Origin of the sequence: Streptomyces sp. NPDC016309 (genome assembly GCF_043077235.1) — a bacterium.
In the GTDB taxonomy this organism is placed as follows: Bacteria; Actinomycetota; Actinomycetes; order Streptomycetales; family Streptomycetaceae; genus Streptomyces.
In genome coordinates this window covers 330,947-344,642 of record NZ_JBIBSG010000001.1, presented here as the reverse complement: position 1 = coordinate 344,642, position 13,696 = coordinate 330,947, and the positions used below count along the sequence as shown (strand labels likewise).

11 protein-coding genes are annotated in these 13,696 nt (G+C 72.6%); 3 read left to right on the top strand and 8 right to left on the bottom strand.

All coding sequences use genetic code 11. The features are described from left to right. Positions 1–178: 178 nt before the first annotated feature. The gene (locus tag ACF068_RS01485; RefSeq protein WP_392272110.1) at positions 179–1,144 is read left to right on the top strand and encodes a zinc-binding dehydrogenase; all 966 of its coding nucleotides are present in this window, start codon (positions 179–181) and stop codon (positions 1,142–1,144) included. A 57-nt stretch (positions 1,145–1,201) separates the two neighbouring features. Next, the gene (locus tag ACF068_RS01480; protein ID WP_392272109.1) at positions 1,202–2,581 is read left to right on the top strand and encodes a glycoside hydrolase family 5 protein; all 1,380 of its coding nucleotides are present in this window, start codon (positions 1,202–1,204) and stop codon (positions 2,579–2,581) included. Between the two features lie 67 nt (positions 2,582–2,648). On the opposite strand, the gene ACF068_RS01475 is transcribed toward ACF068_RS01480, so the two are convergent. The 3 genes from ACF068_RS01475 to ACF068_RS01465 all read right to left on the bottom strand — a co-directional run bounded on the left by ACF068_RS01475 (position 2,649) and on the right by ACF068_RS01465 (position 5,505). Further along, complete coding sequence (locus tag ACF068_RS01475; protein ID WP_392272108.1) at positions 2,649–3,560, bottom strand: hypothetical protein; 912 nt, start codon at positions 3,558–3,560, stop codon at positions 2,649–2,651. A 231-nt stretch (positions 3,561–3,791) separates the two neighbouring features. Continuing rightward, complete coding sequence (locus tag ACF068_RS01470) at positions 3,792–4,670, bottom strand: helix-turn-helix transcriptional regulator (protein WP_392272107.1); 879 nt, start codon at positions 4,668–4,670, stop codon at positions 3,792–3,794. Between the two features lies 1 nt (position 4,671). Next, the gene (locus ACF068_RS01465) at positions 4,672–5,505 is read right to left on the bottom strand and encodes a DUF4097 domain-containing protein (RefSeq protein WP_392272106.1); all 834 of its coding nucleotides are present in this window, start codon (positions 5,503–5,505) and stop codon (positions 4,672–4,674) included. A gap of 120 nt (positions 5,506–5,625) precedes the next feature. Here ACF068_RS01465 and ACF068_RS01460 point away from each other — a divergent pair, with 120 nt between their 5' ends. Further along, the gene (locus ACF068_RS01460; protein ID WP_392272105.1) at positions 5,626–6,522 is read left to right on the top strand and encodes a hypothetical protein; all 897 of its coding nucleotides are present in this window, start codon (positions 5,626–5,628) and stop codon (positions 6,520–6,522) included. Between the two features lie 69 nt (positions 6,523–6,591). Here ACF068_RS01460 and ACF068_RS01455 read toward each other — a convergent pair whose 3' ends face one another. From ACF068_RS01455 to ACF068_RS01435, 5 genes are all read right to left on the bottom strand, one after another. Next, positions 6,592–6,774 (bottom strand): DUF6104 family protein, encoded by a 183-nt coding sequence (locus ACF068_RS01455; RefSeq protein WP_003961784.1) that lies wholly within the window; start codon positions 6,772–6,774, stop codon positions 6,592–6,594. A gap of 119 nt (positions 6,775–6,893) precedes the next feature. After that, positions 6,894–10,748 carry a multifunctional oxoglutarate decarboxylase/oxoglutarate dehydrogenase thiamine pyrophosphate-binding subunit/dihydrolipoyllysine-residue succinyltransferase subunit gene (locus tag ACF068_RS01450; protein ID WP_392272104.1) on the bottom strand — a complete coding sequence of 1,285 codons (3,855 nt, stop codon included), beginning with the start codon at positions 10,746–10,748 and terminating at the stop codon, positions 6,894–6,896. Positions 10,749–11,017: 269 nt separating this feature from the next. Next, a complete protein-coding gene (locus ACF068_RS01445; RefSeq protein WP_392272103.1) occupies positions 11,018–12,106 on the bottom strand; it encodes an ATP-binding protein in 1,089 nt (362 codons plus the stop codon). Next, positions 12,103–12,840 carry a response regulator transcription factor gene (locus tag ACF068_RS01440; protein WP_392272102.1) on the bottom strand — a complete coding sequence of 246 codons (738 nt, stop codon included), beginning with the start codon at positions 12,838–12,840 and terminating at the stop codon, positions 12,103–12,105. Before ACF068_RS01440 ends, ACF068_RS01445 begins: the two co-directional genes overlap by 4 nt. Positions 12,841–12,922: 82 nt before the next feature. Beyond that, positions 12,923–13,666 carry a spermidine synthase gene (locus ACF068_RS01435; protein WP_392272101.1) on the bottom strand — a complete coding sequence of 248 codons (744 nt, stop codon included), beginning with the start codon at positions 13,664–13,666 and terminating at the stop codon, positions 12,923–12,925. Positions 13,667–13,696 lie beyond the last annotated feature (30 nt).

Below are 13,696 nucleotides of genomic sequence, written 5' to 3'. Positions count from 1 at the left end.
AACGGAGCGGGGCCCTTCGGCGTCCGCCCGGCACCCGGGGTCGCCCCCGGGACGCACCCGCGTCCGGGAAGGTGGGCGGGCGGCGGCCGGCCGCGCCCACCGGACGGACGGGGGACGGGACTGACGTCACACCGGCGCCCGGTACCGCCGCGCACCGCCCCGCCCTATGGTCAAGGTCATGTTCGCTGCCTATGCCGCCCGAATCGACCGCGACCAGCCCCTGAACGGCCTTGAGCTGGGCGAACGCCCCGCTCCCGAGGTACGCCCCGGCTGGACCACCGTTACCGTCAAGGCCGCTTCCCTCAACCACCACGACCTGTGGTCGCTGCGCGGGGTCGGGCTCGGCGAGGACAAGCTGCCGATGATCCTCGGCTGCGACGCCGCCGGCCTCGACGAGGACGGCAACGAGGTGGTCGTCCACTCCGTCATCGGCCAGACCGGCCACGGCGTCGGCCCGGACGAGCCCCGCTCCATCCTGACCGAGCGCTACCAGGGCACGTTCGCCGAGAAGGTCGCCGTCCCCGCCTGGAACGTCCTGCCCAAGCCCCGGGAGCTGTCCTTCGCGGAGGCCGCCTGCCTGCCGACGGCGTGGCTCACCGCGTACCGGATGCTCTTCACCAACGCCGGCGTACGCCCCGGTGACTCGGTCCTCGTGCAGGGCGCGGGCGGCGGCGTGGCCACCGCCGCGATCGTCCTGGGCAAGGCGGCCGGCCTGCGGGTCTTCGCCACCAGCCGCGACGAGGCCAAGCGCAAGCGGGCCGTCGAGCTGGGCGCGCTCGAGGCGTACGAGCCGGGCGCGCGGCTGCCGCGGCGGGTCGACGCGGTGATCGAGACCGTCGGCGCGGCCACCTGGTCGCACTCGGTCAAGTCGCTGCGGCCGGGCGGCACCCTGGTGATCTCCGGCGCCACCAGCGGCGACCGGCCCTCGCACGCCGAGCTGACCCGCATCTTCTTCCTGGAGCTCAAGGTCGTCGGCTCGACGATGGGCTCGAAGGACGAGCTGGAGGACCTGCTCTCCTTCTGCGCGGCGACGGGCGTACGGCCGGTCATCGACGAGGTGCTGCCGCTGGACCGGGCGCGGGAGGGCTTCGAGAAGATGGCGGCCGGCGACCTCTTCGGAAAGATTGTCCTTTCCACCTCTTGATGGGCCGTCAGTCGCGCTGATGGGATCTCCGGCACCGACACCGTGCCGGAGGTCCCCATGCGCGCCCTCGCCTTCGCCCTCGCACTCTCCGTCCTGCTGGTCCTCGCCCCGCCCGCCGGGGCGTCGGCCCCCTCCCCGCCCGCCGGGCGGGACGTCCCCCGCCTGACCGACGACCGCGGCCGCGTCCTGACGCTGCGCGGCTGGAACGTCGAGGACAAGATCCACCGCGGTGACGCCGCCCTGTCGGCCGTCACCGAGCGGCACTTCCGCGACATGCGGGCCCAGGGCTTCGACTTCGCACGGCTGCTGGTCTTCTGGGACGACCTGGAACCACGGCGGGGCCGGTACAGCGAGGCCTACCTGCGCAAGATCGAGCGGATCCTGGACTGGGCCGAGGCCCACGACGTACGGGTCCTCATCGACGCCCACCAGGACGTCTTCGGCCCGGCCTTCGGCCACCGGGGCATCCCCGCGTGGGCCACCCGCACCGACGGCCTGCCGTTCACCCCGCACCCGGACGACTGGTTCGCCGAGTACTTCGAACCGGCCGTGCAGCGCGCGTTCACACACCTCTACGAGGACGAGGACCTGCGGCGTGCCCAGGCCCGGATGTGGCGGGTCCTCGCCGGCCGCCTCGCACACCACCCCGCGGTGTTCGGCTACGACCTCGTCAACGAGCCGATGGGCGAGCTGCGCGAGGGCGAGGACCTGCCCACCGCCGCCCGCCGCATCGAGCGCGAGCACCTCACGCCGATGTACAACCGCCTCGCGGACGCAATCCGTGCCGTCGACGACGACCACTGGCTCTTCGTCGAACCGACGCCGATCGTGGGCGAGGGCGTCCCGACGGGCCTCGGCCGCGTCGAGGACCACAAGGTCGTCTACGCCCCGCACTTCTACAACACCGCCATGGAGGCAGGCGCCGACTACGACCCGGACGCCGGCTGGATCGAGGCGTACGAGGCGGCCGTCACGCGCTACCCGAAGGAGTACGGCGTCCCGGTGGTCGTGGGGGAGTGGGGCCCGCTGAACAACTCCCTGCCGGGGATGGGCCGCTTCTACCGCGACGCGCTGGCCTCCCTGAACCGCTACAGCTCGGGCTGGGCGGGCTACGTGTGGTGCTACGGCGGCGGGTACTGCGCGGTGGACGGCTCGGGCGCCTGGCGCGCCAACAAGGAGCAGACGGCCGCCCCGTACGCGGAGGCGGTGGCCGGCCGGGTGATCACCCAGAGCCCGTCCCGGCTGTCCTACGTCGCCGGGCGCGGCGGTGCCACGGTGCTGTCACTGCCCCCGTCCCGGGACGGCTGGCGCCTCACGGTCGAAGGCCGGGCCAGGCCGACCGCCACCACGGTCCCCCCGCACCGCTCGGCCCGCATCGACGTACGAGCGCTCCCGGGCGCGGCGGTCACGGTGCGGGTGTCGCCCGGCACCCCGTGACCGCCCGGCCCGGGTCCCGGCCCCCTCGCGGGGAGCGCGACCCGGGCCGGGCGGCCGGCGGCGGGGCTCAGCCCCTGCCGAGGCGGACGGCGACCGTCTCCGAGACGTTCACCGGCTGGGCGTAGTCGGGGTCGGTGGCGGTGGCCCGGGCCACGACCTCGACGTCACCGCGCTGGAAAGGCACGTCCCCGGACGGAACGGCCACCGCGCTCCACGCGGCGGACGCACCCGGCGCGCACGCCACGGAGGTGGCGTACGAACCCCGGATGATCCTCCGGTTCTTCACCTGCGTCACGCCACCCGCCACGTTCACCTGCACGGGCTTGTTGCAGCTCACCGTCCCGTGCAGGACGGCGTTGCCGTTCAGCGCGTTCGCGGTGCCGTCGAGCGCGACGTCGAGACCGAGGCCGAGCTCGGCCGGCGGCGCGGGATTGGCGACGTGGATCTCCCCGCGGGCGGCGGTCGGCCCGCCCTCGCAGTGCTGCTCGAAGGTGGCGTCCAGCGTCTTGACGTACCCCCGCGGGCCGAACTCGAGGGCGGAGATGGTGAAGCTGCCGGTCAGGGTGTTGCAGCCGCGCCCGTTGCCGCCGAGGGAGAGCCCGGCGCCGGCGTTGTTGAACGGGTGCCGGGTGGCCCCGGTGTACGTACCGGGTGCCAGGCGCTGGCCCGCCGGTGCGGAGAAGTCCAGGTGCCACCAGTCGCCGTTGACGCCGTCCACGGCGACCGAGACGATCCGGTGGTCCTCGGACCCGGTGATGTTCAGGCGGTCCTCGGACGCGGTGGCGTAGGAGTAGGACCGTCCGCCGCTGATGTAGTCGCCCTCGTCACCGGAGAAGGTCAGGGTGCCGTCGGTGACCGGCAGGGCGTGGGCGGCGGGGCCGGCGACGAGGCCGGTCGTGCCGGCAGCCATGGCGAGGGCCAGGGCGAGTACGGCGGTGGCGCGGGCGGCGATGCGCCGCCCAGGTGCTCCCAGTCTCATGGGTGTCCCCCCTCAAGAGATGTTGGCGTGGGGAGTCTGTCAACCGGTGTGACGGGAGACAACGGGGTTTCCGGAGTGCCTGGTTGAGCTTTCGGCCAGATTCGTCTGTTCATGGGGTGGGTGCCCGGGGCCGGTCGCTCCGGTGACGCGGCGACGCGGCGGCCGGGGCGACGGGGACCGTGCCGGCGCGCGGTCCCCGTCGTGCCCCGGCGCGGCCCGGCGGCGCCCGGGTCAGTCCCGAGGGGTCCTGAGGAGGGCGGTGATGTGGGCCGCGGCGGTGGAGAGGTGGTGGCGGGCCTCGGTGAGCTGGGCGTCGGTGACGCCGTGGTCGCGGGCCGCGTCGCGGACGTCGTCGCGGAAGCGGTCCAGCAGGCGCTCCAGGTCGCGGGCCGGGTCGGTGGACGGGGTGCCGCCGGCCGCGGCCCACTCCGGGGGCTGCGGGGCGGGGCCGGGCTTCGTGGGGGGCGTGCCGCCGAGCAGGTTGCCCAGCCGGCCGGCGAGGTCGGCCAGGCCGTCGCCGCGCAGCACGGTGTCCTGCACCTGCTGGGCGAGCCGCTGCATCTCCTGGCGGGCCCGGTCCTGGGCCTCCTTGGCCTGGCGCCGAGCGGCCTGCGCGTCCTCGCGGGCGCGCCGGGACTCGTCCTTGGCGCGCCGGGCCTGGTCCTTCCACTCCTGCTTGGCCCGGCGCCACGCCGCCCACTCGTCGCCCGGCGGCGGCGTGCTCCGGGACTCGCCCGCCGCCGCCCGCATCTCGCGGCGCAGCGTGCCCGCCGCCCCGCGCACGTCGTCGCGGATCTCGGCGGCCAGTTCGGAGACCGAGTCGCGGATCTCCCGCTCCAGGTCGGCCAGTTCGGCGCCGCGGCCGGCGAGCTCCTCGCGGCCGGCGTCGGTGATCGAGTACACCTTGCGGCCGCCCTCGGTGGCGTGCGTGACCAGGCCCTCGGCCTCCAGCTTGGCCAGCCGGGGGTAGACGGTGCCGGCGGAGGGCGCGTACAGGCCGTGGAAGCGCTCCTCCAGGAGCCGGATCACCTCGTAGCCGTGGCGCGGCGCCTCGTCGAGCAGCTTGAGCAGGTAGAGGCGGAGCCGGCCGTGGGCGAAGACGGGGGACATGTCAGAGCACCTTTCCGGTGGGGGCTTCCTCCGGCCGGCGCAGCAGCGCGATGGAGCCGGAGACCGTGGAGGCCTTCAGCGAGCCCCTGCCGTCGCCGAGCGTGCCGGTGATCTTCTTCGCGCCCCACTGGCCGGTGACGCGCAGGTCGTCGAAGGCGTTGGAGACGGCCCCGCCCACGGTGTTGGCCTCGACCTGGGCGTCCGCCGGGTGCGGCAGCCGGATGGCGACCTCGCCGGAGACGGTGGTGAGCCGGATGTCGGCGGGCTGCCCGGCGGGGTCGAGGTCGACGACCATGTCGCCGCTGACCGACTCGGCCCGCACGGAGGTGCCGGCCCCGTCGACGACCGTGAGGTCGCCCGACACGGACGTGAAACGGAGGTCCCCGGTGAGCGCCTGGGCCTCCACGCTCCCGGAGACGGTCTCGGCGCGCACTTCGCCGGAGAGGCCGACCAGGGTGGTGTCACCGGTGACGCCGCGGACGTCCGTACGCCCCCGGACACCGGAGACCACGGCCCCCGCGCCGATCACGCCGACCTCGACGCGCGCGCCCGCCGGAACGGCGAGGGAGACCACGGCGCTGCGGTGCCACCCCTTCGGGTCCAGCCACTTGAGGAACCCCTGCCAGGGCAGGTCCTCATAGGCGATGGTCAGGGTGGAGCCCTGCTGGGTGACGATCAGGGGCGGGCCCTCGATCGCGGAGACCTCCAGCCGGACCGGGCCCTCGTCCGTGCCCACGACGTTGACCGTGCCGTTGACCAGACGCACGTTCAGCGCGGTCACGGCTGTGTCGTCGAGGGTGAGTTTCGTCGGCGTGTCGACGGACCACTCCGGCATGGGGCCTCCCTGGGGCAGGACGCGAACGCAACATATCGCGTCTCGTGGAGAACACGATATATCGCGGTGCGGTGAAGTCAAGCGTGCCGAAACGGGGCAAATTGCCCTAGGTTGAGGGCCATGAACGCGACTTCCCCGGGTGCGCTGCTGCTCTGCCGGGCCGATACGGCATCCGTACGGGCCCCGGCCCCGCTCCTGCGCGAGCCTCTGCTCCTCGCCCCGGCCGGGCCCGGCTGGACCGTGCTCGTCCCCGAGGGCGGCCCCTGGCGGGACGGCACCGAACCGGTCGACCGGGTCGCCGCGGGGTGGGCCGGCGCGCTGGGCGTCGCGGGGACGTGGCCGGTGGTGGCCCTGTGGTGGGACGAGGGCCGCGCGGGGTGCATCCTCGCGACCGGCTTCCGCCGCCCCGTCGGCTACACCTGGCTCGCGGACGGCACCCCCGCGGGCGAGGACGAGGCCATGCACACCTTCGCCGCCCGCCTGGGGCTCGACCCCGTCCTGGACGTCCAGGACCTCGAACCCCTCATCCGGCCCGACCCGCACGCCGCCGCCCCGGCCCGGCTGCTGGGCCTCACGGCCGTCCTGACCCGGCACGGCCTGACCCTCCCGCCGGGGCTCACCCCCGGCGCACCGGCATCCCGCCTCTGGGCGGCCGCCGAGGAGCGGGGCGCCGAGCCGGTCGCTCCGGCCACCCGCCCCGGAGGCACCGCACCGGAAACCCCCCGCCCCGGAGGCACCGCACCGGAAACCCCCCGCCCCGGGGACACCGCCCCGGAGAGCCGGCCCGGCCGCGCCGCGCCGGCGCACCGCGCCCTCGCGGCCCGGCCGCACGGCCCCCGCCACCGCGCCCGCGCGCTGGCCACGGCCCAGCTCGCGGCGGGTCTCCCGCTGCTCGCCTGGGCGCTCACCCGACGCAGCCCGGGCTGGGCGACGACGGCCGTCCTGCTGATCGCCCGGGGCACCCTGGGGCTCGCCCACGAGCACCCCCCGTACGCCCCGGTCCCGGCAGGGAGCTGACCGCGGAGCCGACCGCGCGGAGCCGGCCCGGCGCGGGGACGGCCGCGCGGGCCCCCGGGCGGGAGCCGACTACTCGTCCTCGTCCTCGTCGTCCAGCCGCGCCAGCCAGGTGGCCAGCCGCTCGACGGGGACCTCGAAGTCGGGGTTGAGGTCGACGAACGTCCGCAGCTGCTCGGCGAGCCACTCGAAGGTGACCTCCTCCTCGCCGCGCCGCTTCTCCAGTTCCTCGATGCCACGGTCGGTGAAGTACAAGACGTGCTCCATAGAAAAGGTCAGGAAGGTTCCCCGCCAGGATATGCACCCGCACGCCGGAGGGCCCGGCCCGCATCGGTGATGCGGGCCGGGCCCTCCGGGTGAGGCCGGGGCGCCGGTCAGGCGTCGAAGACCTCGCTGACGAGCTGGGCCTGCTCGGCCTGGTGGCGCTTGGCCGAGCCGACCGCCGGGGACGAGCTGTGCGGCCGCGAGATGCGGCGCAGGCGCTCACCATGCGGGATGTCGGCGCCGACCGCCAGGTCCAGGTGGTCGATCAGGTTGAGCGCGATGAACGGCCAGGCACCCTGGTTCGCCGGCTCCTCCTGGGCCCACAGGTACTTCTCGGCGTTCGGGTACTTGGAGATCTCGGCCTGGATCTCCGCACCCGGCAGCGGGTAGAGGCGCTCGAGGCGGATGATCGCCGTGTCCGTGACGCCGCGCTTGACCCGCTCGGCCTCCAGGTCGTAGTAAACCTTGCCGGAGCAGAACACGACCTTGCGGACCGCGTTCGCGTCGACCGAGTCGTCACCGATCACCGGGCGGAAGTTGCCGGTGGTGAACTCCTCCGCCTTCGACGCGGCGGCCTTCAGGCGCAGCATCGACTTCGGGGTGAAGACGACCAGCGGCTTGTGGTGCGGGTTGTGCACCTGCCACCGCAGGAGGTGGAAGTAGTTCGACGGCAGCGTCGGCATGGCGACCGTCATGTTGTCCTGCGCGCACATCTGGAGGAAGCGCTCCGGACGGGCCGAGGAGTGGTCCGGGCCCTGGCCCTCGTAGCCGTGCGGCAGCAGCAGCGTGACGCCGGAGGTCTGGCCCCACTTCTGCTCGGCCGAGGAGATGAACTCGTCGAGGACGGTCTGCGCGCCGTTGACGAAGTCACCGAACTGCGCCTCCCACATGACCAGCGACTCGGGCCGCGCCAGGGAGTAGCCGTACTCGAAGCCCATCGCCGCGTACTCGCTCAGCAGCGAGTCGTAGACGTTGTAGCGGGCCTGGTCGTCGGAGAGGTACTGGAGCGGGGTGTAGTCCTCGCCGGTCTCCTGGTCCACCAGCACCGCGTGGCGCTGGCCGAAGGTGCCGCGGCGGGTGTCCTGCCCGGCGAGCCGGACCGGGGTGCCCTCCATCAGCAGTGAACCGATGGCCAGGGTCTCGCCCATGCCCCAGTCGATCGTGCCGTCGTCGATGGAGGCGGCACGGCGCTGGAGCTGCGGCATCAGGCGCGGGTGCACCTTGACGTGGTCGGGGATGTTGACCTGCGACTCGGCGATCCGCTTCACGACCTCCTGGGAGACCGCGGTGGTGACGGCGACCGGGAACTCGGCCTGCACCTCGGGGCTGTGCGCCGGGCCGGGCTGCGAGGTGGCCTCGCGGACCTCGGCGAACACCTTCTCCAGCTGGCCCTGGAAGTCCTGGAGCGCCTGCTCCGCCTCTTCCAGCGTGATGTCGCCACGGCCGATCAGCGACTCGGTGTAGAGCTTGCGCACCGAGCGCTTCTTGTCGATCAGGCTGTACATCTGCGGGTTGGTGAACTGCGGGTTGTCGCCCTCGTTGTGACCGCGGCGGCGGTAGCAGATGAGGTCGATCACGACGTCCTTGTTGAACGTCTGGCGGAACTCGAAGGCCAGGCGCGCCACGCGGACCACGGCCTCCGGGTCGTCGCCGTTCACGTGGAAGATCGGCGCCTCGATCATGCGGGCCACGTCGGTCGCGTACATCGAGGAGCGCGACGACTCCGGGGCGGCGGTGAAGCCGACCTGGTTGTTGATCACGATGTGGACCGTGCCGCCGGTGCGGTAGCCGCGAAGCTGCGACATGTTCAGCGTCTCGGCGACCACGCCCTGGCCGGCGAAGGCCGCGTCACCGTGCAGGGCGACGGGCAGGACGGTGAAGTCCGTGCCGCCCTTGTTGATGACGTCCTGCTTGGCGCGGACGACACCCTCCAGGACGGGGTCCACGGCTTCCAGGTGCGACGGGTTGGCGACCAGGGAGACCTTGATCTGCTCGCCGTCGAGCCCGGTGAAGGTGCCCTCGGCGCCCAGGTGGTACTTCACGTCGCCGGAGCCGTGCATCGACTTCGGGTCGAGGTTGCCCTCGAACTCGCGGAAGATCTGCGCGTACGACTTGCCGACGATGTTCGCCAGCACGTTCAGGCGGCCGCGGTGGGCCATGCCGATGACGACCTCGTCCAGGCGCGACTCGGCGGCCGAGTCGATCACCGCGTCGAGCAGCGGGATGACGGACTCGCCGCCCTCCAGCGAGAACCGCTTCTGGCCGACGTACTTGGTCTGGAGGAACGTCTCGAACGCCTCGGCTGCGTTCAGCCGGCGCAGGATGCGAAGCTGCTCCTCGCGCTCCGGCTTGGAGTGCGGGCGCTCCACACGGTCCTGGATCCACTTGCGCTGCTTGGGGTCCTGGATGTGCATGAACTCGATGCCGGTGGTGCGGCAGTACGAGTCGCGCAGCACGCCGAGGATGTCGCGGAGCTTCATCATCGACTTGCCGCCGAAGCCGCCGACCGCGAACTCCCGCTCCAGGTCCCAGAGCGTCAGGCCGTGCTCGGTGATGTCCAGGTCGGGGTGCTTGCGCTGGCGGTACTCCAGCGGGTCGGTGTCGGCCATGACGTGGCCGCGGACCCGGTAGGAGTGGATGAGCTCGAAGACGCGCGCGGCCTTGGTGACGTCGTCGTCGTGCGACGCGTCGATGTCCTTGAGCCAGCGGACCGGCTCGTAGGGGATGCGCAGCGACTCGAAGATCTCGTCGTAGAAGCCGTTCTCACCGAGGAGGAGGCCCGCGACGATGCGGAGGAACTCGCCCGACGCGGCACCCTGGATGACCCGGTGGTCGTACGTCGAGGTGAGCGTCATCACCTTGGAGATGCCCAGCTTGTTCAGGGTGTCCTGCGAGGTGCCCTGGAACTCGGCCGGGTAGTCCATCGAGCCGACGCCCATGATGACCGACTGACCGGGCATCAGACGCGGCACGGAGTGGACGGTGCCGAGGCCGCCGGGGTTGGTCAGCGAGACGGTGACGCCGGTGAAGTCGTCCATCGTCAGCTTGTTGTTGCGGGCGCGGCGGACGATGTCCTCGTACGCCTGCCAGAACTCGAAGAAGCCGAGCGTCTCGGCCTTCTTGATGCCCGCGACGACGAGCTGGCGTTCGCCGTTCGGCTTCACCAGGTCGATCGCCAGACCGAAGTTGACGTGTTCCGGCTTGACGAGGACCGGCTTGCCGTCCTTCTCGCCGTACGAGTAGTTCATCGACGGCATGGCCTTGATGGCCTGCACCATCGCGTACCCGATCAGGTGCGTGAAGGAGATCTTCCCGCCGCGGGCGCGCTTGAGATGGTTGTTGATGACGATGCGGTTGTCGAACAGCAGCTTCACCGGGACGGCGCGGACGGACGTGGCCGTCGGCAGCTCCAGCGAGGCGTTCATGTTCTTGGCGACCGCGGCGGCCGGGCCGCGCAGCGGCACGTACTCGGGGCCGGCGGGGGCCTCGGTGGCCGGCTGCGCCTTGGCGGCGGGCTTCGCGGCGGGCGCGGCGGCCGGCTTCGCGGCCGGGGCCTGCGCGGCGGGCTTCGCGGCCGGGGCCGGGGCGGGAGCCGGGGCCTGCGCGGCGGGCGCGGGCTGGGCGGCGGGAGCCTGGGCCTGGGCGGGGGCGGGAGCAGCGGCCTGTGCGGGTGCCGCTGCTGCCGGCTGCGCCGGAGCGGCCGGGGCCTGGGCGGTGCCCGCAGCCCCCGCGGCTACGGCACCCTCACCCGCGGGCTTGTCCGCCGAGCCGGACGAGGCGCCCGGCTTGTAGTCGGCGAAGAAGTCCCACCAGGCACGGTCGACCGAATTCGGGTCCTGGAGGTACTGCTGGTAGATCTCGTCGACGAGCCACTCATTGGCACCGAACGCGGCGGCAGGGTTCGAAGGACCCTGCCCGTCTTGGTCGGTCGAGATACTCGAGTTACTGGGGGACTGAGACGACACGGCGGCAACCGCCCTCTTCCGCTTCACAAGGTGATGGACAGCGGAAATAAAGGCTACGCCTCCCTGGCCGGGACGTGCAGGCCGGGCATGCCATCGTCGCGTAGATCACATCCGAGGGCGTGTTTCGGCGCTGTAAATGGCGGGAAACAAGCGTGGTTGCCCTGCGAATGGGTAGGGGGCAGCGCGGCTACGGCCCCTGCCGGCGCGCACCCTCGGACACGTCCTGCCCATGTAGACGCAGAACGTGGCCTTCCGGTTCGAACCCTACGTCAACCCCGGGACTGCGGGATCCCTGGAAGAGTGACGTGAATACGGCATCCACGTGCGGATTCGGCCACTCCGATGCGGCCACCGTGCAGATCGACCGCCCAGCGGGCGATCGCCAGCCCCAGTCCCGTACCGCCGTCGCTGCCCGGGCCGTGCGGCGAGGCCACGCTGCCCCGGTTGAACCGCTCGAAGACCTTGTGCCGCTCGGACTCCGGGATGCCCGGCCCCTCGTCCACCACTTCCAGGTCCAGCGACTCCGGCTGCCGCCCGCGCCGGGCCCGCACCGTCACCCGGCCGTGCGGCGGCGAGTGCTTCACGGCGTTGTCGATCAGGTTGGCCACCACCTGGTGCAGCCGCTCGCTGTCCGCGTGCGCGGTCAGCTCCGGCGGCGACACGTCCAGGTGCAGGTGCACGTCCTTGCGGGTGTGGCTGCCCGACCCGGAGTCCAGCCCGCGCCGCGCGGCGGCCAGGTTGGCCTCCTTCAGCACCCCGGACAGATAGGGCCACACCTCGAAGCGCCGCGACCTGAGCGGTACGACACCGTTGTCCAGTCGTGACAGGTCCAGCAGCGTCTCCACCAGCCGGCCCAGCCGCTCGGTCTGCTTCAGCGCCGTGCGCATCGTCTCCGGGTCGGCGGCCGAGACCCCGTCCACCACGTTCTCCAGCACCGCGCGCAGTGCCGCGATCGGCGTGCGCAGCTCGTGCGAGACGTTGGCCACCAGCTCCTTGCGGTGCCGGTCCACCGCCTCCAGGTCGTCCGCCATGCGGTTGATCGTGGAGGCCAGGTCGCCCAGCTCGTCACGGCGGTCCGCGCCGCGCACCCGGCGGGTGTAGTCACCGTGCGAGATGGACTTCGCCACGGTGTTCATCTCGTCCAGCGGCGCGGTCAGGCCGTGCGCCACGAACTGGGTGATCAGCAGCGTGGCGATCACCGAGAAGACGGTGATGAAGCGCAGCTCGGTCTCCGTGCGCAGGGCCACCATCAGCAGGCCGGTCGTGATGAAGACCGAGACGACGACGAGGGTGCCCAGTTTGGTCTTGATCGAGATGGAGATCGAGACCGGGCGCAGCCGGGACCGGAGCCACCTCATGGCGCGGGCGTCTCCAGTGCGTACCCGACGCCGTGGACCGTACGGATCCGCTCGGCGCCGATCTTGCGGCGCAGCGCCTTGATGTGGCTGTCCACGGTCCGGGTGCCCGACGCGTCGGCCCAGTCCCACACCTCGGCGAGCAACTGCTCGCGCGAGAGCACCGCGCGGGGCGTGTTCGCCAGGCAGACCAGCAGGTCGAACTCGGTCGGGGTGAGGTGGACGTCCTCGCCCTTCACCCGCACCCGCCGCTGCGCGTGGTCGATCTCCAGTTCGCCGAGCCGCAGGATGCCGCTGCGCGGGGTGACGGCGGCCAGTGCCGCCCGCTCGACCCGCCGGAGCAGCACATGCACCCGGGCGGCCAGCTCCCGCATCGAGAACGGCTTGGTCATGTAGTCGTCGGCGCCGACCCCGAGGCCGACCAGCATGTCGGTCTCGTCGTCGCGGGCCGTCAGCATCAGCACCGGCACCGGCCGCTGGGCCTGGACCCGGCGGCAGACCTCCAGGCCGTCGAAGCCGGGCAGCATGATGTCCAGCACCATCAGGTCCGGCTGCCACGCCTCGGCCGCGTCCACGGCCGCGGGGCCGTCGGTGGCCGTCTGCACCAGGAACCCCTCGGCCCGCAAACGGGCGGAGATGGCCTCGACGATGGTGGTGTCGTCCTCGACGACCAGCACGCGGCGCTGTGTTCCCGGCGCGACCGCCGTGCCGGTACTGCTGGTGTGTGTCTGCTCCATCGCCCCGCCCCTGTCGCGTCCTGCGCGAGCGTGTAGATCCGTGTGTTCGGTCAGCAGCGTAAAGGCACCGGCCGCGTCCCGGCTACGCAGGGCGAACGGCGAGGTGGACCACGTCCGGTACGCCCCGGGCAACCGGGACCTCTTCGGTTCTTACCCCGCTGAACCCGGCATTCCGCAATGACTCTTCGAAATCGGTGGAGGGCTGGGCGGACCACACGGCGAGCACTCCGCCGGGGTTCAGCCGGGCCGCGCAGGCGGCCAGACCGGACGGCGAGTAGAGGCTGTCGTTGTCCTCGGTGACGGTCCAGCCGGGTCCGTTGTCGATGTCCAGGCACAGCGCGTCGAACGTGTCGGAGGAGCCGTGGACGTACGCGACGAGGTCGCCGTGGACCAGCACCGTGCGGGGGTCGGCGAGCGCCTCGCCGGAGACTCGGGCGAGCGGGCCCGAGCGGTGCCAGTCGATGACCGCCTCCTCCCGCTCGACCACCGCGATGCGCCCCCAGGCGGGTTCGGCGGCCGCGTGCGCGAGCGAGAACCCGACGCCCAGCCCGCCCACGAGCACGGCGGGATGCGGCCGGGTCCCGAGCGCCCGGAGGGCCGCGTCGACCAGCAGCCGCTCGGACCGGCCGTCGGAGGTGTCCATCAGGAAGATGCCGTTGGCGATGATCTCGAAGACCTCGCCGCGTCGGCGCAGCACCACCTCGCCGTACGGGCCCTCGCGGCGGTCGACCGTCACGGGTGCGGGCGGGTGGGCCGTACCGGCCGGGTCGGTGGTGGCGGACGGCGTCGGGGCCGGGGGCGTCGTCACGGAAGTCGTCGCAGCCATGATCCTCAGCGTAGCGACGGACGGGCCCGG

Excerpts from the sequence above, each read along its gene's own strand:
- ACF068_RS01485 (WP_392272110.1), top strand. The coding sequence starts at position 179 with ATGTTCGCTGCCTATGCCGCCCGAATCGACCGCGACCAGCCCCTGAAC.
- ACF068_RS01480 (WP_392272109.1), top strand. The coding sequence starts at position 1,202 with ATGCGCGCCCTCGCCTTCGCCCTCGCACTCTCCGTCCTGCTGGTCCTC.
- ACF068_RS01475 (WP_392272108.1), bottom strand. The coding sequence starts at position 3,560 with ATGAGACTGGGAGCACCTGGGCGGCGCATCGCCGCCCGCGCCACCGCC.
- ACF068_RS01470 (WP_392272107.1), bottom strand. The coding sequence starts at position 4,670 with ATGTCCCCCGTCTTCGCCCACGGCCGGCTCCGCCTCTACCTGCTCAAG.
- ACF068_RS01465 (WP_392272106.1), bottom strand. The coding sequence starts at position 5,505 with ATGCCGGAGTGGTCCGTCGACACGCCGACGAAACTCACCCTCGACGAC.
- ACF068_RS01460 (WP_392272105.1), top strand. The coding sequence starts at position 5,626 with ATGAACGCGACTTCCCCGGGTGCGCTGCTGCTCTGCCGGGCCGATACG.
- ACF068_RS01445 (WP_392272103.1), bottom strand. The coding sequence starts at position 12,106 with ATGAGGTGGCTCCGGTCCCGGCTGCGCCCGGTCTCGATCTCCATCTCG.
- ACF068_RS01440 (WP_392272102.1), bottom strand. The coding sequence starts at position 12,840 with ATGGAGCAGACACACACCAGCAGTACCGGCACGGCGGTCGCGCCGGGA.
- ACF068_RS01435 (WP_392272101.1), bottom strand. The coding sequence starts at position 13,666 with ATGGCTGCGACGACTTCCGTGACGACGCCCCCGGCCCCGACGCCGTCC.